Raw genomic sequence first — 24,552 nt, forward strand, 5'->3', positions numbered from 1 at the left:
AGTCGAAGCTGGGACCGCCGCATGAACCGCGCGGTTCAGCGAGGCTCGACGGAGGAGAGTCGAAGCTGGGACCGCCGCATGAACCGCGCGGTTCGCCCACGTAACGCGACCGTGGCAGCATTGACCTCGATGAGTGCCCGTCGTGAGCTGCCTGAGTCGTCCTTCCTGGCCGCCGCTGCCGGCCGGCAACCCGCCCGGGTGCCGGTCTGGTTCATGCGGCAGGCCGGCCGGTCGCTGCCGGAATACCGAGACCTGCGCGCCCAACACAGCATGCTGGCGGCCTGCTTCGATCCGGAGCTGGTCTGCGAGATCACCCTGCAACCGGTGCGCCGCCACGACGTGGACGCGGCGATCCTGTTCTCCGACATCGTGGTGCCGCTGCGCGGTGCCGGGGTGGACCTGGACATCGTGCCCGACGTCGGGCCGGTGATCGCCGAGCCGGTACGCAGCGCGGCCGATATCGCCGCCCTGAAGCCGCTGGAGCCGCAGCAGGTGACGGCCGTCGCCGAAGCGGTGTCGCTGCTGGTGGACGCGCTGGGGGACGTGCCGCTGATCGGCTTCGCCGGAGCGCCGTTCACCCTGGCGTCCTACCTGGTCGAAGGCGGCCCGAGCCGCAACCATGCCCGCACCAAGGCGATGATGCTGGCCGAGCCGGACAGCTGGCATCAGCTGATGACCCGACTCACCGATCTGACCATCGCGTTTTTGACCGTGCAGCTGGACCACGGCGTGGACGCCATCCAGCTGTTCGACTCGTGGGCGGGCACGCTGAGCCGGGCCGACTACCGCAGCTTCGTGTTACCGCACAGCACCCGGGTGTTCGCGACGCTGGCCGACGCCGGGGTACCGATGACGCATTTCGGCGTGCAGACCGCCGAGCTGCTGGGCGCCATGGCCGAAGCCGGGCCCACCGTGGTCGGGGTGGACTGGCGGACCAGCCTGACCGATGCCGCCGCGCGGGTCGGCGCGGGCTTCGCCCTGCAGGGCAATCTGGATCCCGCGGTGCTGTTGGCGGGCTGGCCGGTGACCGAACGCGCGGCGCGCGCCGTCGTCGCCGATGGCCGTGCCGCGGTGGCCGCCGGAGCATCCGGTCACATCTTCAACCTCGGGCACGGCGTGCTGCCGGAATCGGACCCGGGCGTGCTCACCGATCTGGTGTCGCTGGTCCATTCGTTGTGACCACGTCGTACTGCGTTGTCGGAGGCGGCATCTCCGGTCTGGCCGCCGCTTACCGGCTACGCGCGACGCTCGGTGACGCGGCCGAGATCACCGTCTTCGATCCGGCCGACCGGCTCGGCGGGGTGCTGCGCACCGAGACCCTGGGCGGTATCGCCGTGGACGTGGGCGCGGAGGCGTTCGTCGCGCGCCGGCCCGAGCTGCCCGCCCTGCTGGCCGAGCTGGGCCTGGCCGACCGGGAACGCACCACCACCGGGGTGCGGCCGCTGCTGTACTGCCGCCGCCGGCTGCATCCGCTGCCGCCGGGCACGCTCAGCGGAATCCCGTCCTCGCCGGGGTCGATGGCCGGACTGGTCGACGAGGAGGCCATCGCCCGCGTCGCCGGCGAACCCAGCCGCCCGCTGACGTTCGAACCCGGCAGCGACCCGGCGCTGGGTGCGCTGGTGGCCGACCGGTTCGGCGAGCAGGTGGTCGCCTGCTCGGTGGATCCGTTGATCGGCGGGGTGTACGCCGGGACGGCGGCGACGATCGGACTGCGCTCGGCGGTCCCCGGCCTGGCCGCTGCGCTGGACGGCGGCGCCGCCAGCCTCACCGAGGCGGTGCGGCGGGCACTGCCGCCGACGACCGGCGCACCGGTGTTCGGCGCGATCGCCGGCGGCTACCAGGTGCTGATCGATGCCCTGGTGCGCCGCAGCAGGCTGCGCTGGGTGCAGGCGGCGGTGACCCAGATCGACCCGACCGGAGATGGTTGGCTGTTGCGGGACGCCGCCGGCGGCTTCCACCGCGCCGCCCGGCTGGTGATGGCGGTGCCCGCCCACGTGCTGGCCCGTTTGGCCACCGGGTTCGCCCCGCGCACCGCGGCGGCAGCCAGTCAGATCACCCACGCCTCGTCGGTGGTGGTGGCGCTGGCGGTGCCCGCCGGTGCGGCATTCCCGGACAACTCCGGGGTGCTGGTCGCCACCGGGGAGCGACTGCACGCCAAGGCGATCACCTTGACCTCGCGCAAGTGGGGCAGCTGGGGCTATGGCGGCAAGGTGGAGGTGCTGCGGTTGTCGTTCGGCCGGTTCGGCGACTCCCGCACCCGAGCCTCCGAGGCTGAGTTGGTGGCGTGGGCGATATCCGACCTGGAAACCGTCTTCGGCGCTGCGGTCGACCCGCTGGAGGTGTTGGTCCAGCGCTGGCCTGCGGCGATGCCGCAATACCGGTCCGGGCACGCCGCGCTGGTCACCGGGCTGCGCGCCGGGCTGCCGCCCACGGTGGCGGTGGCGGGCAACTACCTCGACGGCATCGGGGTGCCGGCCTGCGTCGCAGCGGCAGACCGCGCGGCCGCGGCCGTGATCAGCGCCACCCCGGCGCCCTAGCGGCGGCCTGTCGTGGCAGCATGGGGGCCATGGCGCACCTCGATTACGACAAGCTGAATTCCACCATCCGCTACGTGATGTTCTCGGTGTTCTCGGTGCGTCCCGGGGTGCTCGACGAGGGTCCCGGCACCCGGGACGAGGTCGCCGACCAGGCGGCCACCTTCCTCAAGCAGCAGGAAGAGCGCGGCGTGGTGATCCGCGGCCTCTACGACGTCGCGGGCCTGCGCGCCGACGCCGACTTCATGATCTGGAGCCACGCCGAGCAGGTGGAGGACCTACAGGCCACCTACACCGGCTTCCGGCGCACCGCGCTCGGCCGGGCCTGCACCCCGGTGTGGAGCAACGTGGGACTGCACCGGCCCGCGGAGTTCAACAAGAGCCACGTCCCGGCGTTCATCGCCGGTGAGCCGGCTGGTGCCTACATCTGCGTGTACCCGTTCGTGCGCTCGCATGAGTGGTATGTGCTGCCCGAGGAGGACCGGCGCCGGATGCTGGCCGAACACGGGATGGCCGCCCGGCCCTACAAGGATGTCCGCGCCAACACCGTGCCGGCGTTCGCGCTCGGCGACTACGAGTGGATCCTGGCGTTCGAGGCGCCCGAACTCGACCTGATCGTCGATTTGATGCGCGATCTGCGGAACACCGAGGCCCGCCTGCACGCCCGCGAGGAGACCCCGTTCTTCACCGGTCCCCGCGTCGAGGTCGAGCAGTTGGTGGCCGCCCTGCCCTGACGCGGCCCAGCGCCCGCCTCAGGACGACGGCACCAGCCGCAGACAGATCGAGTTGATGCAGTACCGCTGATCCGTCGGGGTGGGGTAGCCCTCACCTTCGAAGACGTGGCCCAGGTGGCTGTGGCAGGCCGCGCACAACACCTCGGTGCGACGCATCCCCAGGGACTCGTCCGGGCGCAGGATCACCGCATCGGAGTCCGCCGGATCGAAAAACGACGGCCAACCACAGTGCGACGGGAATTTCTCTGTGCTGCGGAACAATTCGGCGCCGCATGCCCTGCACTCGTAGACACCCTCGGTGGTGGTGTTGGTGTATTCACCGATGTTGGGCGGCTCGGTACCGCCGCGGCGCAGCACGGCGAATTCCTCGGGGGTGAGTTTGCGGCGCCACTCGTCGTCGGTGAGCGCCACCTTGGGAGAGGTCATGCCTCCACGTTAGCCCTGTCGGGTTTATCTGCCAGCCACGCCGGATCGATCCCGTCGTCGAGGCGGCCGGCCTCGCGGGCGTCCAGGTAGCGGTAGCACAGCACGGCGCACACCACGATCAGCAGCAGCGACCAGCCGTAGGTGATCTTGAGGTAGTCCAGCGGCCGCCCGACATTCATCCACCGGAAGATCAGCCATTTGTCCAGCGTCATGAACCCGTAGATGCCCAGCCACGCCGGCCAGTTGCGCAGCACCGAGTTCGGCAGCACCACCGTCATCAGGAACGGGACCAGCACGATCGAGTAGTAGCCCTGGCCCAGCGACAGCACCAGAAACGAGGTGGTCAGTAGCACGCCCGAGGAGGTCAGCAGCCAGAACCGCGGGTCGCGGGTGCGGTAGTAGCGGTAGAGCAGCCACAGACTGACGGCCGCGATCGCGGTGAACAACACCCGCAGGAACAGGATCAGCGGAGACGGCAGGCCGAAGAACACGCCATTGCCCAGGATCGAGGAGTTGAAGTAGTCGCGGGTGCCCATGATGTAGGGCACGGTGTGGGTGAAGTAGCTGGTCGGATCGCTGGCCAGCGGGAACGCCACCAGGTTGAACAGCACCGGCGCCACGACCGCGCCGATGAGCGGCCGCCACTGCCTGTTCAGCACCGGAAGCAGCAGCAGCGGCGCCAGCACCGGTTTGACCACCAGGGTCAGCCCGATGGCCATACCGGCCCACCACTGGCGGCTCTCCCGGCCGTCGAGCACCCAGCGCAAGAACAGCACCTCCGCCAGCAGGATGACGCCGTTGATGTTGGTGAATACCAGTGTGCTGGAGACGCTTTCGGTCAGAAACAGCGCCGCCAGCAGGGCCGGGGCAGCCACCGAGGTCAGCGCGAAACCGAACATCCGCAACAGCAGGTAGGCGGCGAGCAGGATGGCGATGGTGTTGGTGGCGATGAACGTGTACCGCGACAGAGTTTCGGGCAGATACCCGAACGGCGACATCAGCAAGGTGCCGCCGGGGGAGTAGAGGTAGTGCGGGTCGACGTAGTCGAAGTGCTCGTTGTAGATGTCCAGGCCGTGCCGGAAGTTGAGCACCGCGCGGTAGACCGGCTTGAAGTCGTCGGTGATGTTGCCGTTGAGCGGCAGGATCACCGCGCGGTGAATCAACGACATGATGGCCACCGGCCACAGCACCGAACGCAGCACGTTCGCGGCGCTCGGCGCGCTGGTCGGTGGGCGGAAGGCGGTCAGCAGACTGCTGCGAAGTGAGTTAACTGCCGTCACCAGCGCACCGTACACCGAACGGGTGCGCCCGCCTCAGCTCAGGCCGGGCAGTAGACGTCGGTGTCGGGCAGCTTGCCGCTGTCGAGATAGCCGATCAGCGGGGGTAGCGTGCAGGACGAGTAGACGGTGGCCCCGTGACCGATGCCCTGCCACATCACCCGCTTGCTGGCCGCGCCGGCGTTGATGACGGCCGCGGCGGTGGCCGCCACACCCTCCTCGCCGACGATCGGGTCGTTTTGCACCCCGAACAGCAGCACGTCGATCTTGAGCTCCTTCGCCGCCTCCGGGGTGGCGCTGCTGGGCCAGCTCAGGCACTGCGCCATATCGAGGGCGCCGACGGCGCCGAACTGCGGGTACTCCTTGCCCCAGGCGACTAGCAGCTCCCGGACCCGGTCGGGGGTGGGCCGGTTGAGCGCGTCGGCGCACGAATTGATGAAGTGGCCGTCGCTGCCGACGGTGCCCTGGGCCCGGTTGATCAGGTTGTTCAGCAGGTTGGCGTCACCGGCATGCGCGCCGGCCAGCGCCCTGGCCAATTCGTTGGTGCTGCTGACACGGTCACCGATGGGATAGCCCAGGGTGCTGACGATGGCATGGGTCACCGCGGCCACCGAGGCGCCGCCCGGACCGTTCCCGGAACGGGCGGAGTCCAGCACCGCGTCCACGACACCCTTGGGGTCGGGCGCCAGGGCGCAGTTCACCGCGACGCACTGGGCGGCGAACGCCTCGAAGGCCGCCTCCTGGCCCTTGATCCGCTGCTCGGCGGCGGCCTCGGCGGCCACGCCGAGCGGGATGGGGGAGTCCAGCGCCAACCGGGCCACCTTGCCGGGATGGGATCCGGCGTAGGCCAGGGCGACCTGGGCGCCATTGCCGATTCCGATCAGGGCCAGCGCCGGAACGTCCCAGATGCTGCGCAGCCGTTCGAGGTCGGTGGCGGCGTGGGTGTTGTCGTAGGAGGACTCCCCGGGCGAGATGGCGTCGGTGCAGTCGGTGGTGGCGTCCATCGCGACGGTGCCCAGGTTGGCCACCGGGTCGTCGCCGGGGGCGAACTGCGCCAGGTTCCACATCTCGTCGCGATCACCGCGGTCGCGGCAGTCCACCGGGCTCGACATGCCGGTGCCGCGCCGGTCCACGGCCACGACGGGGTGGCCGGCGAGCACATCGGCACCGCCGCGCGCCAGCCAGGTCGGCAGCTGCAGCGAGGACGGGAGGTCCCAGCCGGTGGTGAACACGACGGGCCCGGCGTCGGCGGGGGTCTGCACCGAGCGGGCTCGCACCACGCCGATGCTGATCGCCGTCGAGCTGCCGCCGAGCGGGTCGACGTCGGCGTCGTAGCTGGCGCAGTCCAGCCGCACCCCGGGGGTGGCGGGCACCGCGGCGTCGTTGAAGACCCGGGCCGTGCAGTCATGCCAGGGCAGGTCGTTCTTGGGTACCTCGACCGGCGGCGGGCCGGCCGTGTCGGGGGTGGACTCGGGTTGGCCCTGCGGGCCGGCGCCGGAGTCGGTGGCGAAGCGCGGGTTCGCGGCCAGCCCGGGCGCACAGCCGGACAGCACGACAACCACCGGCAGGGCGGCGGCGAGCGCGATCCTGGCAAGATTCATGCCTGTCACCTTATAGGCGGACGCCTTTGACGTAGCGGCCGTAGAGGTAGCCGGACTCGTCGGTCAGCAGATGCGCACAGTGCATCGGAATCGCCACCTCGCCGGGGCCGGTGGCGATCCGGCGCGCCAGGCCCCCGACCAGAAAAGGGGCGACGGTCAGACACAGCTCGTCGAGCAGATCGCGTTCGATGAAAGAGCCCAGCAGCATCGGGCCGCCTTCGGTGAGCACCCGATAGTGCCCGCGGGCGCCCAGCGCGGCCAGCACCGCTGCCTCATCGACCCGGTCCGGGTCGCCGGTCGAGCAGTCCTGGACCTCGGCGTGGCCGGCCAGCCGCCGCCGGGTGTCCTCGGTGGCCGCTGTGCTGGTCAACACCAGCGGCGGCAGCTCGGTGTCGGTGAAGATCCGCAGGTCGCGGTCCAGCTGCCCGGACTGGGTGACGATCGCGATCCGGGGCACCTCGGACTGTCCGCGGTCGCGGCGGCGCTGGCGCTGCGCGACGCTGAGGCGGGCTCCGCCGTAGTTCTCCACCCGGACCGTGCCCGCGCCGACCAGCACGACGTCGGCCAGTGCCCGCAGCAGCATGAACAGGGCGCGGTCGCCCGGATTGCCCAGGCCGCCGGACCTCCCGGACAGCGTTGCGCCGCCGTCGATGCTGCCGATGAAATTGGCGCGCACCCACAGGCGCGGGTGCTCGGGTTCGGGGTAGGCGTACAACCGGGCCAGTTCGGCGTCGTCGACGGGTTGTGCCGAGTCCAGTCGGGTGAAACCCGGATCTGCGCTGAGGTCGGACATGGCCTCGATTGCACCATGTGGCTACAGTTCCTGCGTGCCTAATCCCGCCGTCGAGGGAATCGACCACCTGGTGGACCGGCATCCGGCCGTCTCACCGGAGCGGTTGATCGCGCAGCTCACGCCGCCGCCGACGTTCTCTCGCGCCAGCTTCGCCAGCTACCGTCCCGACCCCGCCGAGCCCACCCAGGCGGCGGCCGTGGCGGCCTGCACCGCGTTCTGCGCGCAGGCGGTTGAGCGGCGGGCCGGGCGGCGCAAGCTGCTCGGCAAGCGCGAAGTGCTGCCGGGCGTCGGGCTTTATCTCGACGGCGGGTTCGGTGTCGGCAAGACCCACCTGCTGGCTTCGGTCTACCGCGAGATCACCGAGACCGGCGATCCAGGGCAGCCGCATCGGACGGCGTTCGCCACGTTCATGGAACTCACCCAGCTGGCCGGGGTGTTCGGGTTCACCGAGTGCATCGAGTTGCTCGGCGGCTACACCGTGGTGTGCATCGACGAGTTCGAACTCGACGATCCGGGCAACACCACGCTGGTGTCGCGGCTGCTCCTAGAACTGGTGGCGCGCGGGGTCTCGGTGGCCGCCACGTCGAACACCCTGCCCGACCAACTCGGTGAGGGGCGCTTCGCCGTGCAGGATTTCCTGCGCGAAATCCAGGCGCTGGCAAGCATTTTCACACCGGTTCGGGTCGACGGCCCGGACTATCGGCATCGGGACCTGCCGCCGGCGCCCGAGCCGCCGTCGGCGCAGCAGGTCGCCCAGCGCGCCGCGGCGCTGCCCGGTTCCACCCTGGATGACTTCGACGCGCTGTGTGCGCACCTGGCCACCATGCACCCGTCGCGGTACCTGAGCCTGATCGAGGGCGTCACCGGAGTCTTTCTCACCGGCGCGCACCCCATCGACGATCAGAATGTGGCGCTGCGCCTGGTGGCACTGACCGACCGGCTCTACGACGCGGGCACTCCGGTGGTGGCGTCCGGGGCCAAGCTGGACGACATCTTCAGTGCCGAGATGCTGGCCGGTGGCTATCGCAAGAAATACTTGCGGGCCACCTCCCGGCTGCTGGCGTTGAGCAGCGGCGGTTAGCGAGGCTCGACGGAGGAGAGCCGAAGCTGGACCGCCGCATTGAACTCGGCGGTTAGCTCACAGATTCCACTGCGCCAGGCGCAGGCCGGTGTTGCGGGACAGCATCGTGACGTGGGTGACCAGGCCGCGGTAGACGTCCCAGTACACCCCGCCGGTGACGGTGGAGCCCGCCGGCGCGTTGGTGAGCAGCGCGTCCAGGGTGGTGGGGTCGTCGGTGTGCTTGGCCACGTAAGCGTCACCGCCGGGAGTGACTCCGTTGAAGGTGGTCGAGGCCGCCATGATGTAGGGGTTGGGCACCGCGATCGGGTGGATGGTCACGTTCGCCCGCCACGGACCGCCCTGCGCGCGCCAGCGCGGCGATCCGTTCTGGCCCCAGCCCGGCGGGATCTCACTGGGCACCACGTCGTGCACGGTCACGTCGGCGACGATCGGGCCGAAGGCCTCGTCCTGGTATTGGATGCGCAGCGTGTCGCCGAGCCGGCCGATCGGGGCTTCCGGCGTGGTCGTGGGCGTGGCGTAGCCGACGGCCGGCGCCGTCAGGGCCACCACGGTGACGATGGAAGTGACCAGGGCCAGAATCCAGCGATGCATCATGTCCTTCTTTGGTTGGTTGGAGGAATCTTGGCATATCGCGGTTGCGGGTGCACCAGCCTTGGCCAGGGAGATCAGTCCGTAGCGTCGGCGCCGCCGGTGGCCGGCGTGACGGTGATGGACTCCAGGGCTGCGGCGAGGTCGGTCTCGAGGCGGTCCCGGTCGACTCCGGCGCGATGCAGCGGTCCGGTGTCGTCTTCGGCGTCGAACAGGGCCAGGAGCAGGTGTTCGGTGCCGATGTAGTTGTGGCCGAGGCGAAGTGCGATGCGGAAGGTCAACTCCAGTGCCTTGCGGGCCGGCCCGCTGAACGGGATCAGCGGGGGCGGTTCGCTGACGCCGGGGGCAAGGGTGACGGCTTCGGCGACGGCGCCCGGGTCGATGCGCTGTGCGGCGAGCAAGGCGCTGGCCAGTGCATCGGGGTCGTGCAGCAGGCCCAGCAGCAGATGGTCGGGGGTGATCTCGGTATGGCGCGCCCGGTGGGCGGTGTTCTGGGCGGCCACCACCGCGCTGCGCGCTCGCGGCGTGAACCGGGCGAAGCCCTGCTCGGCGTCCAGCGTGGCCGCCTCGGCGCGCGGGACGAACCGCTTCTGCGCCGCCTGCTTGGTGACGCCCATGCACTTGCCGATCTCCGTCCACGACGCGCCGGAGCGGCGTGCCTGATCGACGAAGTGCCCGATCAGGTGATCGGCGACCTCGCTGAGGTGCTCGGCGGCCAGCACGGCGTCGGTCAACTGCTCCAGCGGATCGTCGTGCACGCCGGTGATGGCGTTGATCAGATCGTCGAGCCGGACGGGCGGGGTCACGGGAGTCGGTTCAGCCATGCGTCAACTGTAGGTTGACGTTGCCGCAGACGTCAACCACCGGTTGACCTCTGCGGGTGGGCGGCTACGGCAGGGACCATTCCCCGAAGTCGTAGGCGAACCCCGAGGACGGGGCGTACTTGACCTTGGTCGGGCTCACCCCGTGCGGCAGCGCGAACACCACGCAACCGATCGCCGACTCGCCGGGGCTGAGGCGGAAGATGCCGGATTCGAAATTCGTGCACTCGCTGACGTTGTTCAGATCCGGGGTGTAGCGCTGGCCGTCGGAGCCGAACACCGAGACGTTGATGTTGACGTCGCCGTCGATGTCCACCGTTCCCGGGTCGGCGATCTTGAGCCGCGTGGCGATGTAGGTGGCGCCGCGGTCACCGCCGGCGGGGGTGACCGTCGCGGGGTTGATGACCCCTTCCAGGGTGACCGCGATGGTGCTGCCGTCGGCGCGAGTCAAGGTCAGGGTGTCACCGATGTGCCCGGTGGCTTTCGGTGCGGCACTGGTGGTTTCGGTGGCGGCGGGCACGTCGGACGATGACGGCGCCTGCGGCGATTCGGTGTGGCCCGAACACGCCGCCGAGACGCCGGCGGCCAGCAGTGCCACTACCGACAGGGCGACAACCGGTCTCATAGGGTCCACCTTTCGCTACTTTCCCAGCCTACGGGGGCGTTGCTACCGATTGTGCTGCCTAGCTGCCGGTGGGCGCGGAGCGACTCGCGATTCGGCCGCATTCCCGCCAATGCCGCCCAGTCGGACGTTCGGAAAATGGGTCATTGCCGCGCCTCGTCCTGCCGGCGGCGCCGGGTCGCAGCGCGCAGTTTGATCACCAAATCACCACCGCCACAGGTACTTGGGGCATTGTCCGGCGACGACGGAGCGAATGTAGACGCGAGCGTCGGCGTTGGAGGCGTCCGGGCCGAGTACTTGGCGCGCGGTCACCGAGTTTTCCAGTCCTTCGGGCGTGTTCCCGGCTGCGAGCAGCCGACAGATCGCGTTGCCGGCGGGATCGGCGTATGCGGTCGGGGCGGCGAGGAACGCGAGGAACGCGAGGGCCGCGAGCGCGGCGAAGGCGAGGCGCTTCATGCGCGAACCGTATCGCTGGGCTGTGACAGGCGGCACATGCTGCGCCATCGTCGAGGCCAGAAAACAATTCCGACCTGCATCGATCTCGGTGCGCGGTACTGGGATTGAACCAGCGACCTCTTCCGTGTCAGGGAAGCGCTCTCCCGCTGAGCTAACCGCGCTTAGAGCCAAGGAACGGAGGTGGAGACGGGAATCGAACCCGTGTGCACGGCTTTGCAGGCCGTTGCCTCACCACTCGGCCACTCCACCGCAAGGGCTTGATGCCACTTGACACCCTCGAGCGGATGACGGGATTCGAACCCGCGACCCTCACCTTGGCAAGGTGATGCGCTACCAACTGCGCTACATCCGCGTGCCACGGGCGAGATCGTCGCCCGTCGCGATGCAGAACATTAGTCCACTGATGTGAGACAACACAACTTGGCCTGTCAGACCGGCGAGTCGACCGAAAATCGGCCTGCGCATTGAAGCTACGGGGACCGGCCGTGCTAGTCTTCGACCTCGTTCATCCGGTCTCGTAGCTCAGGGGGAGAGCGTCCGCCTCACACGCGGAAGGTCGCTGGTTCGATCCCAGCCGGGACCACAAGAAAACCACCTCACGGCAGGTGGTTTTTCTGTTTCAGGCCGGACGGGGCAGTGCTGCGCAGGTGTCAGGCGATCATCGGGTCGATCGCAGACCGGGGCACCAGGACGTGTACAGCCCCGGCCGAAGCGGGCAACACCACGCCCTGGTCGAAAAAGAAAATCACGCCGTCGTTGACCACTGCGAAATTCTGATAGTTGGTGGGGTCGTACAGCGCGGCTTGCGCGAACGGCAACGGTGGCGGCGCCGTGGTGGACGTCGTCGTCGTCGACTGTTCCGGTTGTGCGGGCGGCGGTGCCAGCTGCTGCTGCAGGTCAGCTTGGACGATCGGGGCAACGGTCTTCAGCGGATCGTCCACCTGCCACAACGGCGCATGTTCTTTGTCGTCCGGTGCGGCTGCGTAGGTGATCGCCTTGCGGTAGGTCTGGTCCCAGTTGAACGCCTTGTACGTCGTCTGTGGCTGCGCCCCGCCGAGGTTTTTGTTCACTGTGAACACCACCGCTTGTGTGCCGCGCGGGGGAATCGACGAGGTGTATTCCGTCGGCTTGATGCTCAACTCGTACGGTGTGCTGCGAGGCGCGCCAGACTTGGCCGAGTTGAGGAACGCGTCGCGTGTCTGGGCGACGTACTCGGCGACCGACTTCTGGTCCGGGTAGTTCAGCGGAATGCTGATGTCGACCTTGTACCCGGGGTCGGAGAGCTGGATCTCACACGTGCGGCCGGCATTGCCACCTTGGAGCTCGGCGCAGTAATCCTTCGGGGCCGCCACAGCCACGCCCGGGCAACCGACCATGGCGGCTACCGTCACGACCACGGACACGCTGAAAGACCGCATGGGTGATACCTCCTAGCAAAGGCGGCAACGCGCCGCGAGCAAAGGTTAACCTGCGGTCCCCCTACCGCGTCGTCTCGCGTAAGCCGTTGCAACACCTGCTGCTCGCCGAAGCACACCCCACGTGGGGCGTCGCCTACTACGGCTAGCGGCGCTCAGGCCATCTCGGGCACATTCAAGTGCGCGATCGCCAGGTCGAACTCGGCGACCTCGAGGACCTCGGCGCCGGCGTCGTTGACGGCCCTGGCCCAGATGGCCTGCTCACCGCTGCGGCTGGCCACCATCGCCGCACGGTCGTCGAAGCTGATCGACGACACCGCGCGCCCCGAGCTCCGGTCCACCAGCAGGGTGGTGCTGCAGAAGCCGTCGAGGTCGGCCATCTCGGGCATCAGCGCCAGCTTGTAGGTGTCGATCATCCGCTCGCACCTGGCCGGATCGGTCCGCAACCAGGTGACCCGCACACCTGCGTGGCGCCGGGACCGGTAGTCGCGGCGTACCGCGGCGACCTCCCAGCGGGTGATCTCGGCGGTGGCGTGGAAGATCTCTCTGGCGCGGTCGCACAGCTGCTGGGCACTGTCCTCGCTGGCGCGCAGGGTGTCCTCGTCCAGCCAGGACGACGTCACGATGCACCGGCCGGCGTCGCGGTCGACCAGCATCGACATTCCCGCGCAGCCGTCCTCATCGGCCAGGGTCGGCATCACCACGCCGCGAACGTGAGTGATCCCCTCATCGAGGAATGACGGATGGGCGTGAATTGTGGTTGCGCGCGCGAACATATCGGCCTCCGGCTGATCGATCGGTGGCGACGCCCCGGCGGCGCCGCCGGTCCCCTTCCACCATGCTCCGCCGATGCTGCGGCGACAACCCCTAATCGGCGAGTTCTTGAACGGAGTCCGCTTCGTGACGATGTTGGGCCTCCAGCTCGGCGATCCGAGCACCGACGCGTCCCCGCAGCGCGATCGTGCCGATGACACCGCCGAGGATCGCCACCAGCAACGCGACCCAGGAGAACCGGGACAGCCAGTGCTCGGCGGCCATCCCGGCGTAGTAGACCAGGGCGGTGGTGCCGCCGGCCCAGCAGATCGCGCCGGTCACGTTGGCGACGAGGAACTGTGGGTAGCGCATCTTCAGTGCCCCGGCCAGCGGCCCGGCCAGGATGCGCAACAGTGCGACGAACCGGCCGAAGAACACGGCGCTGGTGCCCCAGCGGGCGAACAGGTGTTCTGCGTAGGCGATGTGACCGGGGCCGAAGTGGTTGGGAAACCGTGCACCCAGGCGGTCGAAGAGCGGCATGCCGAAGCGCCGCCCGATCAAATAGCCGATCGAATCGCCGATCACCGCGCCGACGATCGCCGCGGCCGCGACCCCGGCCGGGTCGACCGCCAGGTCATGGCGCGACGACAGCAGCGCGGCCCCGACCAACATCACTTCACCGGGCAAGGGGATGCCGAGGCTCTCGATCCCGATCACCCCGCCGACGAGCAAATAGACCGCCAGGGGCGGGATCGACTGCAGCAGGACATCCACCGACATGCGGCTAAGCATGCCTGACGCTGGCCGGATGCGCCCGCCCAGACCATGGTCGGGCCAATAGCGCGTCACCTTGTAGCGTTATCCGGGCGCATCCGGAGGTCGAATCGAGGAGTGGCAGTGGAATTCAACCTCGCCCAGGTGTTCTCGGCGGTGGCGTCTGCCATTCCGGACCGGGACTGCGTGGTGTTCGGCGACCGGCGGTTCAGCTACGCCCAGATCGAGGGCCGTGCCCGCCGGTTGGCGCGCGTGCTGCACGAACGGGGTCTGGGTGCGCGCCGGGAGCGCTCGGAATTGGCCGCCCATGAATCCGGACAGAGCCATCTCGCGCTGTATCTGGCCAACGGCAACGAATACCTGGAAGGCATGCTGGGCGCCTACCACGCCCGCGTCGCCCCCTTCAACGTCAACTACCGCTATGTGGCCGACGAACTGGTCTACCTGCTGGCCGACGCCTCGGCCGAGGCGATCATGTACCACGCGCGGTTCGCCCCCACGCTGGCCGAAGCGCTGGCCCAAGCCGGCGACCAGCTGCCGGCGATGCTGCTGATCCACATCGACGACGACTCCGGCAACGACCCACTGCCCGGCGCGCTGCGCTACGAGGAGTTGCTCGCAACCGCTTCCGATGAACCGCTGAACCTGCCGCTATCCGCCGACGACCTATACGTGCTCTACACCGGCGGCACCACCGGCATGCCCAAGGGGGTGCTCTGGCGCCAGCACGACATCTTCATCAACGCGATGGGTGGCCGGGAGTTCGGCACCGGCGCCATTCCCGCCAGCCTGGCGGAGGTCGTCGAACGCACGCGGGCCGGCGGGCCGGGGTCGATGACGGTGGCGCCGCTGATGCACGGCGCCGCCCAGTGGGCCGCGTTCATCACGGTGCTCGGCGGCCGGCCGTTCGTGATGTCGGCGACCACCGACCGGTTCGACCCCGCCGCGACCTGGGAACTGGCGGCCCGGGAGCGCGTCATCTCGCTCTCGATCGTCGGCGACGCCTTCGCCCGGCCACTCGCCGACGCCCTGGAGAGCGGCAACTATGACTTGTCGAGCCTGTTCGTGCTGGCCAGCGGCGGTGCCCCGCTGACCGCCCCGCTCAAGCAGCGGATCCTGGACCTGCTTCCGCAGCTGTCGATCCTCGACGCCGGCGGCTCCTCGGAGACCGGCGCGCAGATGGGCCAGACCACCCGCCGCGGCCAGGCCTCCACCGGCCGATTCACCCCGAATCCCGGCGCGGTCGTGGTCAGCGAGGACATGAGCCGCATCCTGCGGCCCGGCGACGACGAGATCGGCTGGCTGGCTCAGCAGGGCTATGTGCCGCTGGGATACCTGGGCGATCCGGAGAAGAGCGCACGGACCTTCCCCGTCATCGAAGGCATCCGGCATTCGGTCCCCGGGGATCGAGCCCGCTGGGATGCCGACGGCGGCATCGAGCTGCTCGGGCGCGACTCGGTGACGATCAACTCCGGGGGCGAAAAGATCTTCGCCGAGGAGGTCGAAGCCGCGGTCGCGCACCATCCCGCCGTCTACGACGTCGTCGTGGTGGGCCGGCCCAGCCGGCGCTGGGGCAACGAGGTGGTCGCCGTGGTGCAGCTGGCCGAGGGCGCCGAGGCCACGGCCGAGGACATCGTCGCCGAGGCGGCCCGCTACATCGCGCGCTACAAACTGCCCAAGGATGTGGTGTTCTGCGCGCGTGTGCAGCGCTCGCCGTCCGGCAAGGCCGACTACCGTTGGGCCGCGGCGCAGGCGAGCGCGGTGCCGACCGTCTGAGTGGTGAAGCTGTCTCGGAACACATTGCTGCGCAATATGTTTCGTGACGGCATCCGGGCCATCGCGGGCACGTGCCGAGGGCGGAAATCCGCGGGCGACATTTAGGTCCGCCCTTCTAGTTTCTACAAAATCCCTTGTGTAAACTCTCGCGCATGGCATATGTGATCGGGAAGCCGTGCGTTGACGTGATGGACCGGGCCTGCGTGGAGGAGTGCCCCGTCGACTGCATCTACGAAGGCGGGCGAGCCCTCTACATCCATCCGGATGAATGTGTGGACTGCGGTGCCTGCGAGCCGGTATGCCCGGTCGAGGCCATCTACTACGAGGATGACCTCCCGGACGAGTTGCAACCCCACCTGGCCGACAACGCGGAGTTCTTCACCGAGGCGCTGCCCGGCCGCGATGAAGCGCTCGGCTCGCCAGGCGGCGCCGCCAAGGTCGGCGCGCTCGGCGTCGACACTCCGCTGGTGGCCAGTTACCCGCCCCAGGGGGAGTGAGCGACATCGCCAAACCGGCCGGGCCACCTGGAGGACGTCGTCTTGACGTACTTCGGCTGGTGCAGGCCGCTGACGAGCCGCTGAGCATCGCCCAGATCGCCGACGAGCTGGGCGTGCACCCCAACACCGTGCGTTTCCACCTGGACACGTTGGTGGAAGAAGGCCGCGTCGAACACACCGAACCCGACCACAAGGGCCGGGGCCGTCCGGCGCTGATGTTCCGGGCGATCCGGCAGATGGACCGTGGTGGCACGCGCCGGTTCCGGCTCCTCGCCGAGATCCTCACCATCGGCCTGGCCGCCGACCAGGACCCCGGCGCCAAGGCGCTGGCGGCCGGCCGGGCATGGGGGCGGCGACTGCGGCCGCTGCACGGCCCGGCCGAGCCCGTCGACGCCGAGGAGTCGACCGACCATCTGGTCGACATGCTCGACGAGTTGGGATTCCAGCCCGAGCAGCTCGAGCCCGACGGCGTCGGCGACAAGCAGCTCGGTCTGCGCCACTGCCCGTTCCTCGAGCTCGCCGAGACCTCCACCGAGGTGGTCTGCCCGATCCACCTGGGCCTGATGCAGGGTGCGCTGGAGGCCTGGAACGCACCGGTGACGGTCGACCGCCTCGACTCGTTCGCCAAGCCCGATCTGTGTGTGGCGCATCTGAAGTCGGTGGACGCCGATGCGCCCAGGCCGGCCCCGAACGGGGCTCGGATCGAGCAGTCGCCCGCGCTGCCGGTGCGAGTGGAAGGGCCGACCGGGTGAGCGCTGCCTCCGCCGTCGCGGTCGCCGCGACATTTCTGTGGCTGGGCATGGTGGTCGCGATCTCGTTCATGGAGGCACCGCTGAAGTTCCGCGCGCCCAACGCGACGATCCCGGTCTGCCTGGGGATCGGCCGGTTGGTGTTTCGGGCCCTCAATGCCGTCGAGTTCGTTCTGGCCGCGGCCCTCGCGGTCGCGTTCGCGATCGAGCGCCCGAGCGCCGGCACCGTCGTGGCGTTCGTGGTCGCCGTGGCTATGTTGTTCACCCAGATGCTGGCCGTGCGGCCGCGCCTGAGCCGCCGCGCCGACCAGGTGCTGTCCGGGCTGGAGGCGCCTCGTTCCCGTGCTCACTACGCCTACGTCGGCCTGGAGGTGATCAAGGTCGCCGCACTGGTGCCACTGGGCATTCTGTTGCTGTCTCGCTGAGCCGTTCGACCCGCTAACCGACCCGACGAGTGAGAAGGACTACCGATGGAATCGACCTCCCTGACCGCGTTGGCCGACGAGAAGCTCGCCGAGGCCAAGCAGCATCACAGCGGGCGCGCGGCCCACACCGTCTACGGCGGCTCGGTGCATCATCTGCGCCAGACCCTGGTTGCCCTGCAGGCCGGCCAGTCGCTGGCCGAACACGACAGCCCGGGGGAGTCGACCCTGCAGGTGCTGCGTGGCCGGGTCCGGCTGAGTGCCGGCGACGACGCCTGGGAGGGCTCGGCCGGCGAGCTCGTCATTCTGCCGCGCACCCGCCACGCGCTGGAGTCGCTGGAGGACTCGGTGGTGCTGCTGACGGTCGCCAAGAGCGCATCCCACTGAGCGTGCCGCTGAGCACACCCTGGTCGAAGCGGGCCGGTCTGCAGCTGCCCATTCTCAACGCCCCGATGGGCGGGGTGGCCGGTGGGCGGCTGGCCGCTGCGGTCACCGCCGCGGGCGGGCTGGGCATGATCGGCATGGGCAGTACCGCCACGGCGGAATCACTGGCCGGCGAGCTGGCCCTGGCCGGGCCGGCGCGGTTCGGAATCGGCTTGGTGGACTGGGTGATCCGCGATCAGCCGGAGCTGCTCGATGCCGCCCTGGCAGCGCGCCCGGCGCTGCTCTCGGTGAGCTTCGGCGACGACCTGTCCTGGGTGCAGCGCGCCCACGCCGCCGGAATACCAGCCGCCACCCAGGTCTATGACGCCGAGACCGCCCGCCGTGCAGCCGACGCCGGGCTGGACCTGGTGGTGGCCCGCGGCGCCGAAGGTGGGGGGCACGGCGAGATCCGGCTGGCCACGCTGCCCCTGCTCGATGCCGTGCTGGACGCCGTGGCGGTACCGGTGCTGGCCGCCGGGGGGATCGCCTCGCCGCGCAGCTTGGCCGCGGTGCTGGCGGCCGGCGCGGCCGGCGCCTGGCTGGGCACCTGCCTGTCGGCTTGCCCCGAGGCGTTGACCGGCGACGGTGCCCGGCGCGCCCTGATCGCGGCCACCGGCACCGACACCGTCAGCACCCGGGTGTTCGACGTCGGCCAGCGGCTGGATTGGCCGACGCGCTTCCCTTCGCGGGTATTGCGCAATGAGTTCGTGGGCCGCTGGGCGGGCCGAGAGGAGACGCTGGCCGGCGATAGCGAAGCCGGCGCGGAACTGGCTGCCGGGATCGCCGCCGACGATCAGCGCATCGCCCCGGTCGACGCGGGCCAGGGCGTGGGGATGCTGCACGACAGCCGTCCGGTGGCCGTGGTCATCGACGAGTTGTGCGCCGGGGCCAAGCAACTGCTGGCGCGCTGGGCCTAATCGGGGTCCGCTGCGGCACGCAGCACGACGCAGCAGCGCGACGGGTCCGGGCAGAGCCGGGTCTGCGGGCAGTGCGGCTCCAGTGCCTCGCTGACGCCGCTGATCAACGCGAGGTTCATGGTGCAGGCCAGCTCCGTCTGGGCCCGGGCCAGCGCGTGGAACGGACAGTTGGCCAAGAAGACCTCGCCGTCACCATCGCGGGGTTCGTAGCCGTGTTCGCCGAGCACGCCGATGGCCAACTCGAGTGCGGCCATCGCGTCGGTCGGCGCCTGCCCCGCGGTCGCGGTGCTGCCGAGTCCGCGGCCAAAGTCGCGGGCCAGGGAGCGCAGTACCTCGATCGCCGGAGTGCCGGTGCGGGCGGATTCGGCGATCGCGTCGGCCATCAGCCGGCCCGCCAGCTCATACTCCCGCGGCGGCAAGCTGATGGCGATTTGGTCAGGCGAGCGCCGGTAGCGCTTCGAGGGGCGGCCCGCGCCGGGGCCGGAGCGGCCGGTCAGCCGGGCATAGTCACTCTGCAGCAGGCCGTCGGCCTCCAGCCGGTCCAGATGGAACTTGGCCTGGTGGCGGGCGATACCGGTCGCCGCGGCAGCCTCGTCGCGGCTGACCGGGCCGGGTTGGGCGGCGACGAATCGATACAGCTCACGGCGGACCGGATCGGCGAGTGCGCCGATTCCCGTCACGTCGCGGTCGCGGTTGGCCATAGTTCGTGAACTTCTATCGGATGAAACTCTTGACGTTAGATTCTACCCGTTCTAACGTAGAAAATATAAGCCGTTAGAGTTGAGGAGGGCGTTATGAGTGCCACCGGTCATGCGAGTTCACCTGCCGTTTCGGAGCGGTTGAAGGATCCGGTGTTCGAGGCGTTCTTCGTGCTGCGGACCCTGTTCACGGTCGCTCCGATCCTGTTCGGTCTGGACAAATTCTTCAACCTGCTGACGCACGTGCCGGGCGGCGCGGGACCGAGTCACTGGGACAAGTACCTTGCCGGCTGGATCAATGACATTCTGCCGGGCAACGGCGACCAGGCGATGTACCTGATCGGCGCCATCGAAATCGTCGCCGGTGTCCTGGTCGCGGTCGCGCCGCGGATCGGCGCCTGGGTGGTGGCAGCCTGGCTGGCCGGCATCATCGTCGACCTGCTCACCTTGTCGGGCTACTACGACGTCGCGCTGCGCGACTTCGGTCTGCTGGTCTCCGCGGTAGTGCTGGCCCGACTGGCTCAGGCGGTGCACACCCGCCAGTTGACCTGACACTCCGCCCGCACCGACTCGCGACCGCGCCACGGTCACCCGATCCGTCCGTGGCGCGGTCGCGTCACACCGCCCGCAGATAGCGTTTGGCGATCACGCGCTGGACCACCGATGTCACCGGCCCGCCCGCCCTGATCCACCATTTGTTCGGCCGGAAGAACGATCGCACCTGCGCATAGACCAGGTCATCGGCCGGGTCGTAGCGCACCGCGAACAACTCCTCGCCGCAGCCGGGGTGTCCCGGCAGGGTGCCGTAGGCGAAGCCGCGCCGATCGGGTTCCGAGACCACGTAGACGACCCGGCACGGTGCGGTCAACAACCCCATTCGCACCACCACGGTCGCGCCCACCTGCGCGACGTCGCTGTCCGCCCGCACACCCAAGCCGGTCCCGCGCTGCATGCCCCAGTGCAACACCGCTTCGCCGGCCTCCTCGAAGCGCTGTCGGCCGCGGCCGATCGGGGCGGTGTGCTCCAGGTGCTGATACCCGTCGGGCAGCGCCCCCGCGGTGGCGCCCACCTCCGCGTAGGTCAGCGGCAGATCACGCAGCTCGCTCAAGTCCACCGGCCCACCCTCCCAGGCGGTTGAGCCTGCGTCCAGGGCGCAAAAGTGCGAGCGGGATGCGCCCTGGACGCAGGGTCAACGTTAAATAGGACGCGTGCAAGCCCCACATGCCGGCGGCGGGTTCAACCCGCCCGAGCCGACCGAGAAGGGCGGGTCGGACTACGGCCGGTTCTTGGAGATGATGCGTGACCTGCAGGACCACGCCCGCGCCGTCGACGCCCCCGCCGCGGTGATCAGCCGGGCCGCCGACGCGCTGCAGGAAGTCTGCGACCTGTTGGCCCCGTACGACGCCGACGAATGGGCGTCGCCGTCCGGGCGCCGGCTGGACCTGCCGATGCGCGGCAACCTGCTTCCGGTGCCGATGAAGCTCAAGAAGGGCGACGACGGGCGGCTGCACGGCTGGGCGCGATTCCGGCGGTTCCACCTGGGGCGCAACGGCGCTGCCCACGGCGGCGCCATCGGGCTGCTGTTCGACTCGGTGCTCGGGACCGCGTCGTGGCTGCTGACCGGCGGGCCCTACCAGCGCACCGCCTATCTGCACATCAACTACCGCAGCATCGTGCCCATCGGTAAGGAGTTGCAGGTCGAGGCGTGGGTCAGCCGGACCGAGGGCCGCAAGATCTTCGTCGAGACCACCCTGCGCGACGGCGATACGCTGCTGGCCGACGGCGAGGCGTTGTTCGTGGTGCTCAAACCCGGCCAGCCGTAGATGCCCTCAACGGTCGGCCACCACAGCCCCGATAGCATGGTCGCGGACGTTTCGACCACCTCGCATCCCCTTGGAGACCACGCCATGAGCGCGCCCGCACAGCCCGCCCCGATCCGGGTTCCTGCCGGCACCACCGCCGCCGATGCGGTGCGCGCGGCGGGCCTGCCCAGCCGCGGCGCGCCGGATGCGATCGTGGTGGTGCGCGACGCGCAGGGCAAGCTGCGCGACCTGGGTTGGGTTCCCGACACCGACACCGAAGCAACCCCGGTGGCCGCCGATACCGAAGACGGCCGCAGCGTCATCCGGCACTCGTGCGCGCATGTGCTGGCCCAAGCGGTGCAAGACCTGTTCCCGGCCGCCAAGCTCGGCATCGGCCCGCCGATCACCGACGGCTTCTACTACGACTTCGACGTCCCCGAAGCCTTCACCCCGGAGGATCTGGCCGCGCTGGAGAAGCGGATGCGGGCCATCATCAAAGACGGCCAGTTGTTTTCCCGGCGGGTCTATGAGTCCAAAGACGCCGCCCGCGCCGAGCTCGCGAACGAGCCGTACAAGCTGGAGCTGGTCGACGACAAATCGGGCGACAGCGACATCATGGAGGTCGGCGGCGACGAGCTCACCGCTTACGACAACCTCAATCCCCGTACCCGGGAACGGGTTTGGGGTGACTTGTGCCGCGGCCCGCACATCCCGACCACCCGGTTCATCCCGGCGTTCAAACTCACCCGCTCCTCGGCGGCCTACTGGCGCGGCGACCAGAACAACGCCAGCCTGCAACGGGTCTACGGCACCGCATGGGAGTCCCAGGAGGCACTGGACCGTCACCTGGAACTGATCGAGGAAGCCCTGCGCCGCGACCACCGCAAGCTCGGCGTCGAACTGGACCTGTTCAGCTTCCCCGACGAGATCGGTTCGGGCCTACCGGTTTTCCACCCCAAGGGCGGGATCATCCGCCGCGAGCTGGAGGACTACTCGCGGCGCAAGCACATCGAGGCCGGCTACCAGTTCGTCAACACCCCGCACATCACCAAGTCCGAACTCTACGAGACCTCCGGACATCTGGAGTGGTACCGCGAGGGCATGTACCCGCCGATGCACATCGACGCGGAGTTCGCCGAGGACGGATCCCTGCGCAAACCCGGCCAGGACTACTACCTCAAGCCGATGAACTGCCCCATGCACCATTTGATCTTCCGGTCGCGTGGGCGCTCATACCGTGAACTTCCCTTGCGGCTCTTCGAATTCGGCAGTGTGTACCGCTACGAACGCTCCGGGGTGGTGCACGGCCTGACCCGGGTCCGCGGCATGACCCAGGACGACGCGCACATCTATTGCACCCGGGAGACCATGCGCGACGAGCTGGCCTCGCTGCTGCGCTTCGTGCTCGACCTGCTCTCCGACTACGGCCTGGACGACTACTACCTGGAGCTGTCCACCAAGGACCCGGAGAAGTACGTGGGCTCCGACGAGGTGTGGGAGGAGGCCACCGAGACGCTGCGCGAGGTCGCCGAGGCGTCCGGGCTGACCCTAGTGCCCGACCCGGGCGGTGCGGCGTTTTATGGGCCGAAGATCTCGGTGCAGGTCAAAGACGCGCTGGGCCGCAGCTGGCAGATGTCGACCATTCAGCTCGACTTCAACATGCCCGACCGTTTCGAGCTGGAGTACACCGCGGCCGATGGCACCCGACAGCGCCCGGTGCTCATCCACCGGGCGCTGTTCGGCTCGATCGAGCGTTTCTTCGGGGTGCTGACCGAGCACTACGCCGGGGCGTTCCCGGCCTGGCTGGCGCCGGTGCAGGTGGTCGGCATCCCGGTCGCCGACCAGCACGTGGGCTACCTGGAAGAGGTTGCCGCCCAACTACGCAGCCGCGGGGTGCGGGTCGAGGTGGACGCCAGTGACGACCGGATGCCCAAGAAGATCGTCAACCACACCAATGCCAAGGTGCCGTTCATGCTGCTGGCCGGCGACCGCGACGTCGACGCCGGCGCGGTCAGCTTCCGGTTCGCCGACCGCACCCAGATCAACGGCGTGCCGCGCGACGAGGCAGTCGCCGCGATCGCCGGCTGGATCACCGCCCGCGACAACACCGTGCCGACCGCGGACACGCTGAAGGTAGGCGGCACCCAGTGACCGGCGACGAGGGCGGCGAGCAGGGGATCGTCGACACCGGCGTCGGTGAAGCCGACCGGCTGGAGCGGCTGTGGACGCCGTATCGGATGACCTACCTGGCCGAGGCACCCCTCAAGCGCACCGAAGCGGGCTCGGCGCGATCCACCCGGCCGTTCACCGACATCCCCACCATGTCCGACGAAGACGGGCTGGTGGTGGCGCGCGGTGAATACGTCTACGCCGTGCTCAACCTCTACCCCTACAACCCCGGCCACCTGATGGTGGTGCCCTACCGGCGGTTCTCGGAGTTCGAAGACCTCACCGAACCCGAGGGCGCCGAGCTGATGACGTTTATTCAAAAAGCCATCCGGGTGATCAAGGCGGTGTCGCGCCCGCACGGGTTCAACGTGGGGCTGAACCTGGGCGAGTCGGCCGGCGGGTCATTGGCCGAGCACCTGCACGTGCACGTGGTGCCGCGCTGGGGCGGCGACGCAAACTTCATCACGATCGTCGGCGGCTCCAAAGTGATCCCGCAATTGCTGCGCGATACTCGCCGGCTGCTCGCCGACGAGTGGGCGAAACAGCAATGAGCAGACTGCCGTTCCTGTCCCGGGCGACGTTCGCCGGTATCACCACCCCGGTGGCGCGGGCCTTCCTGCGGGCCGGGCTTACCGCCGACATCGTCACGATCCTGGGCACCGCCGGTGCGGTGCTGGCGGCGCTGACCCTGTTTCCGACCGGTCAGCTGTTCGCCGGCACGCTGGTGGTCTGGTTCTTCGTGCACTTCGACATGCTCGACGGGGCGATGGCGCGCGAGAGCGGCGGCGGCAGTGCGTTCGGCGCGGTACTGGACGCGACCTGCGACCGGATCAGTGACGGAGCGGTGTTCTGCGGACTGGCGTGGTGGGCGGCGTTCGGCCTGGACAGCGCCCCGCTGGTGGTCGCGACGTTGATCTGCCTGGTCACCTCGCAGGTGATCTCCTACATCAAGGCCCGCGCCGAAGCCAGCGGCCTGCGCGGCGACGGCGGTTACATCGAACGCCCGGAACGGCTGATCATCGTGCTGGTGGGCGCGGGATTGTCCGATCTGCCGGTGTACCCGCTGCCGTGGGCGCTGCACGTGGCGATGTGGCTGCTGGCGGTGGCCAGCCTGATCACCTGCGCCCAGCGGCTGCACACCGTGCGCACCTCCCCCGGAGCGGTGGAACCGCTGCCGGACGCCGACGGCGAGGGAACCGCCGGATCGTGACTCTCCTCCCGAGC

28 protein-coding genes and 4 tRNA genes are annotated in these 24,552 nt (G+C 69.3%); 16 read left to right on the forward strand and 16 right to left on the reverse strand.

What is annotated here, in order from left to right:
- Positions 1-129: 129 nt before the first annotated feature.
- From hemE to hemQ, 3 genes are read left to right on the forward strand one after another with little or no spacing between them, the layout of a single operon-like run.
- A complete protein-coding gene (gene hemE, locus A5648_RS03130; RefSeq protein ID WP_065023152.1) occupies positions 130-1,179 on the forward strand; it encodes a uroporphyrinogen decarboxylase in 1,050 nt (349 codons plus the stop codon).
- Positions 1,176-2,537, forward strand: a complete 1,362-nt coding sequence (locus A5648_RS03135; protein WP_065023153.1) for a protoporphyrinogen oxidase — start codon at positions 1,176-1,178, stop codon at positions 2,535-2,537. The genes hemE and A5648_RS03135 overlap by 4 nt, the downstream gene beginning before the upstream one ends.
- Before the next feature lie 29 nt (positions 2,538-2,566).
- Positions 2,567-3,268: a hydrogen peroxide-dependent heme synthase gene (gene hemQ, locus A5648_RS03140; RefSeq protein ID WP_065023154.1), complete on the forward strand. Its 702-nt coding sequence runs from the start codon at positions 2,567-2,569 to the stop codon at positions 3,266-3,268.
- Between the two features lie 18 nt (positions 3,269-3,286).
- Here the strand turns inward: hemQ and msrB are convergent, their stop codons facing one another.
- Genes msrB through A5648_RS03160 form a run of 4 tightly spaced genes read right to left on the reverse strand, consistent with a single transcriptional unit; the run spans position 3,287 to position 7,365 of the window.
- Complete coding sequence (gene msrB, locus A5648_RS03145) at positions 3,287-3,694, reverse strand: peptide-methionine (R)-S-oxide reductase MsrB (RefSeq protein WP_065023155.1); 408 nt, start codon at positions 3,692-3,694, stop codon at positions 3,287-3,289.
- Positions 3,691-4,989: an arabinofuranan 3-O-arabinosyltransferase gene (aftC, locus tag A5648_RS03150; protein ID WP_065023156.1), complete on the reverse strand. Its 1,299-nt coding sequence runs from the start codon at positions 4,987-4,989 to the stop codon at positions 3,691-3,693. Before aftC ends, msrB begins: the two co-directional genes overlap by 4 nt.
- A 23-nt stretch (positions 4,990-5,012) precedes the next feature.
- Positions 5,013-6,572 (reverse strand): alpha/beta hydrolase, encoded by a 1,560-nt coding sequence (locus tag A5648_RS03155; protein WP_065023157.1) that lies wholly within the window; start codon positions 6,570-6,572, stop codon positions 5,013-5,015.
- A gap of 10 nt (positions 6,573-6,582) precedes the next feature.
- The gene (locus tag A5648_RS03160) at positions 6,583-7,365 is read right to left on the reverse strand and encodes a pyrimidine reductase family protein (RefSeq protein WP_065023158.1); all 783 of its coding nucleotides are present in this window, start codon (positions 7,363-7,365) and stop codon (positions 6,583-6,585) included.
- Here A5648_RS03160 and zapE point away from each other — a divergent pair.
- A complete protein-coding gene (gene zapE / locus A5648_RS03165; RefSeq protein ID WP_065023159.1) occupies positions 7,364-8,446 on the forward strand; it encodes a cell division protein ZapE in 1,083 nt (360 codons plus the stop codon). The genes A5648_RS03160 and zapE overlap by 2 nt on opposite strands.
- Before the next feature lie 57 nt (positions 8,447-8,503).
- Here the strand turns inward: zapE and A5648_RS03170 are convergent, their stop codons facing one another.
- The 7 genes from A5648_RS03170 to A5648_RS03200 form a co-directional block, all read right to left on the reverse strand.
- Positions 8,504-9,037, reverse strand: a complete 534-nt coding sequence (locus A5648_RS03170; RefSeq protein ID WP_065023203.1) for a hypothetical protein — start codon at positions 9,035-9,037, stop codon at positions 8,504-8,506.
- A gap of 74 nt (positions 9,038-9,111) precedes the next feature.
- Positions 9,112-9,858 carry a Clp protease N-terminal domain-containing protein gene (locus A5648_RS03175; protein ID WP_065023160.1) on the reverse strand — a complete coding sequence of 249 codons (747 nt, stop codon included), beginning with the start codon at positions 9,856-9,858 and terminating at the stop codon, positions 9,112-9,114.
- Between the two features lie 64 nt (positions 9,859-9,922).
- Positions 9,923-10,480: a DUF4352 domain-containing protein gene (locus A5648_RS03180; RefSeq protein WP_234787272.1), complete on the reverse strand. Its 558-nt coding sequence runs from the start codon at positions 10,478-10,480 to the stop codon at positions 9,923-9,925.
- Positions 10,481-10,681: 201 nt separating this feature from the next.
- Positions 10,682-10,933, reverse strand: a complete 252-nt coding sequence (locus A5648_RS03185; protein ID WP_131810512.1) for a hypothetical protein — start codon at positions 10,931-10,933, stop codon at positions 10,682-10,684.
- An 89-nt stretch (positions 10,934-11,022) separates the two neighbouring features.
- A tRNA-Val gene (locus tag A5648_RS03190) sits at positions 11,023-11,094 on the reverse strand.
- 17 nt (positions 11,095-11,111) lie between these two features.
- Positions 11,112-11,182: transfer RNA gene (locus A5648_RS03195), tRNA-Cys, on the reverse strand.
- 30 nt (positions 11,183-11,212) lie between these two features.
- Positions 11,213-11,285: transfer RNA gene (locus A5648_RS03200), tRNA-Gly, on the reverse strand.
- A 159-nt stretch (positions 11,286-11,444) separates the two neighbouring features.
- Between A5648_RS03200 and A5648_RS03205 the strand changes: the two genes are divergently transcribed.
- A tRNA-Val gene (locus A5648_RS03205) sits at positions 11,445-11,516 on the forward strand.
- Between the two features lie 67 nt (positions 11,517-11,583).
- Here A5648_RS03205 and A5648_RS03210 read toward each other — a convergent pair.
- The 3 genes from A5648_RS03210 to A5648_RS03220 all read right to left on the reverse strand — a co-directional run bounded on the left by A5648_RS03210 (position 11,584) and on the right by A5648_RS03220 (position 13,881).
- Positions 11,584-12,351 (reverse strand): esterase, encoded by a 768-nt coding sequence (locus A5648_RS03210; protein WP_082966305.1) that lies wholly within the window; start codon positions 12,349-12,351, stop codon positions 11,584-11,586.
- Between the two features lie 152 nt (positions 12,352-12,503).
- Positions 12,504-13,124, reverse strand: a complete 621-nt coding sequence (locus A5648_RS03215) for an antibiotic biosynthesis monooxygenase (RefSeq protein ID WP_065023163.1) — start codon at positions 13,122-13,124, stop codon at positions 12,504-12,506.
- Between the two features lie 91 nt (positions 13,125-13,215).
- Entirely contained in the window at positions 13,216-13,881 is a 666-nt protein-coding gene (locus A5648_RS03220; protein ID WP_065023164.1) for a DedA family protein, read from the reverse strand.
- A 117-nt stretch (positions 13,882-13,998) separates the two neighbouring features.
- Between A5648_RS03220 and A5648_RS03225 the strand changes: the two genes are divergently transcribed.
- The 6 genes from A5648_RS03225 to A5648_RS03250 all read left to right on the forward strand — a co-directional run bounded on the left by A5648_RS03225 (position 13,999) and on the right by A5648_RS03250 (position 18,659).
- Positions 13,999-15,651 (forward strand): acyl-CoA synthetase, encoded by a 1,653-nt coding sequence (locus A5648_RS03225; RefSeq protein ID WP_065023165.1) that lies wholly within the window; start codon positions 13,999-14,001, stop codon positions 15,649-15,651.
- A gap of 152 nt (positions 15,652-15,803) precedes the next feature.
- The gene (fdxA, locus tag A5648_RS03230) at positions 15,804-16,148 is read left to right on the forward strand and encodes a ferredoxin (RefSeq protein WP_064920404.1); all 345 of its coding nucleotides are present in this window, start codon (positions 15,804-15,806) and stop codon (positions 16,146-16,148) included.
- Positions 16,145-16,900, forward strand: coding sequence for a helix-turn-helix transcriptional regulator (locus A5648_RS03235; protein WP_065023166.1), 756 nt, complete (start codon positions 16,145-16,147; stop codon positions 16,898-16,900). Before fdxA ends, A5648_RS03235 begins: the two co-directional genes overlap by 4 nt.
- On the forward strand, positions 16,897-17,322 hold the full coding sequence (locus A5648_RS03240) for a hypothetical protein (protein ID WP_065023167.1): 426 nt from the start codon (positions 16,897-16,899) through the stop codon (positions 17,320-17,322). Before A5648_RS03235 ends, A5648_RS03240 begins: the two co-directional genes overlap by 4 nt.
- Before the next feature lie 45 nt (positions 17,323-17,367).
- On the forward strand, positions 17,368-17,706 hold the full coding sequence (locus A5648_RS03245) for a cupin domain-containing protein (protein WP_065023168.1): 339 nt from the start codon (positions 17,368-17,370) through the stop codon (positions 17,704-17,706).
- 65 nt (positions 17,707-17,771) lie between these two features.
- Positions 17,772-18,659, forward strand: coding sequence for an NAD(P)H-dependent flavin oxidoreductase (locus A5648_RS03250; protein WP_065023205.1), 888 nt, complete (start codon positions 17,772-17,774; stop codon positions 18,657-18,659).
- Here the strand turns inward: A5648_RS03250 and A5648_RS03255 are convergent.
- Positions 18,656-19,360, reverse strand: coding sequence for a helix-turn-helix transcriptional regulator (locus A5648_RS03255; RefSeq protein WP_065023169.1), 705 nt, complete (start codon positions 19,358-19,360; stop codon positions 18,656-18,658). The genes A5648_RS03250 and A5648_RS03255 overlap by 4 nt on opposite strands.
- Before the next feature lie 93 nt (positions 19,361-19,453).
- Between A5648_RS03255 and A5648_RS03260 the strand changes: the two genes are divergently transcribed.
- Complete coding sequence (locus A5648_RS03260) at positions 19,454-19,909, forward strand: DoxX family membrane protein (RefSeq protein ID WP_065023170.1); 456 nt, start codon at positions 19,454-19,456, stop codon at positions 19,907-19,909.
- Between the two features lie 64 nt (positions 19,910-19,973).
- Here the strand turns inward: A5648_RS03260 and A5648_RS03265 are convergent, their stop codons facing one another.
- Entirely contained in the window at positions 19,974-20,471 is a 498-nt protein-coding gene (locus tag A5648_RS03265; RefSeq protein WP_065023171.1) for a DUF1990 family protein, read from the reverse strand.
- A gap of 85 nt (positions 20,472-20,556) precedes the next feature.
- On the opposite strand from A5648_RS03265, the gene A5648_RS03270 reads away from it, so the two are divergent.
- The 4 genes from A5648_RS03270 to pgsA all read left to right on the forward strand — a co-directional run bounded on the left by A5648_RS03270 (position 20,557) and on the right by pgsA (position 24,538).
- A complete protein-coding gene (locus A5648_RS03270) occupies positions 20,557-21,180 on the forward strand; it encodes a PaaI family thioesterase (RefSeq protein ID WP_207511587.1) in 624 nt (207 codons plus the stop codon).
- Between the two features lie 84 nt (positions 21,181-21,264).
- The gene (gene thrS / locus A5648_RS03275) at positions 21,265-23,310 is read left to right on the forward strand and encodes a threonine--tRNA ligase (RefSeq protein ID WP_065023173.1); all 2,046 of its coding nucleotides are present in this window, start codon (positions 21,265-21,267) and stop codon (positions 23,308-23,310) included.
- Positions 23,307-23,879 carry an HIT family protein gene (locus tag A5648_RS03280; protein WP_065023174.1) on the forward strand — a complete coding sequence of 191 codons (573 nt, stop codon included), beginning with the start codon at positions 23,307-23,309 and terminating at the stop codon, positions 23,877-23,879. Before thrS ends, A5648_RS03280 begins: the two co-directional genes overlap by 4 nt.
- Positions 23,876-24,538: a phosphatidylinositol phosphate synthase gene (pgsA, locus tag A5648_RS03285; protein WP_065023175.1), complete on the forward strand. Its 663-nt coding sequence runs from the start codon at positions 23,876-23,878 to the stop codon at positions 24,536-24,538. Before A5648_RS03280 ends, pgsA begins: the two co-directional genes overlap by 4 nt.
- Positions 24,539-24,552 lie beyond the last annotated feature (14 nt).

Origin of the sequence: Mycolicibacter sinensis, assembly GCF_001673565.1 — a bacterium.
In the GTDB taxonomy this organism is placed as follows: Bacteria; Actinomycetota; Actinomycetes; order Mycobacteriales; family Mycobacteriaceae; genus Mycobacterium; species Mycobacterium sinense_C.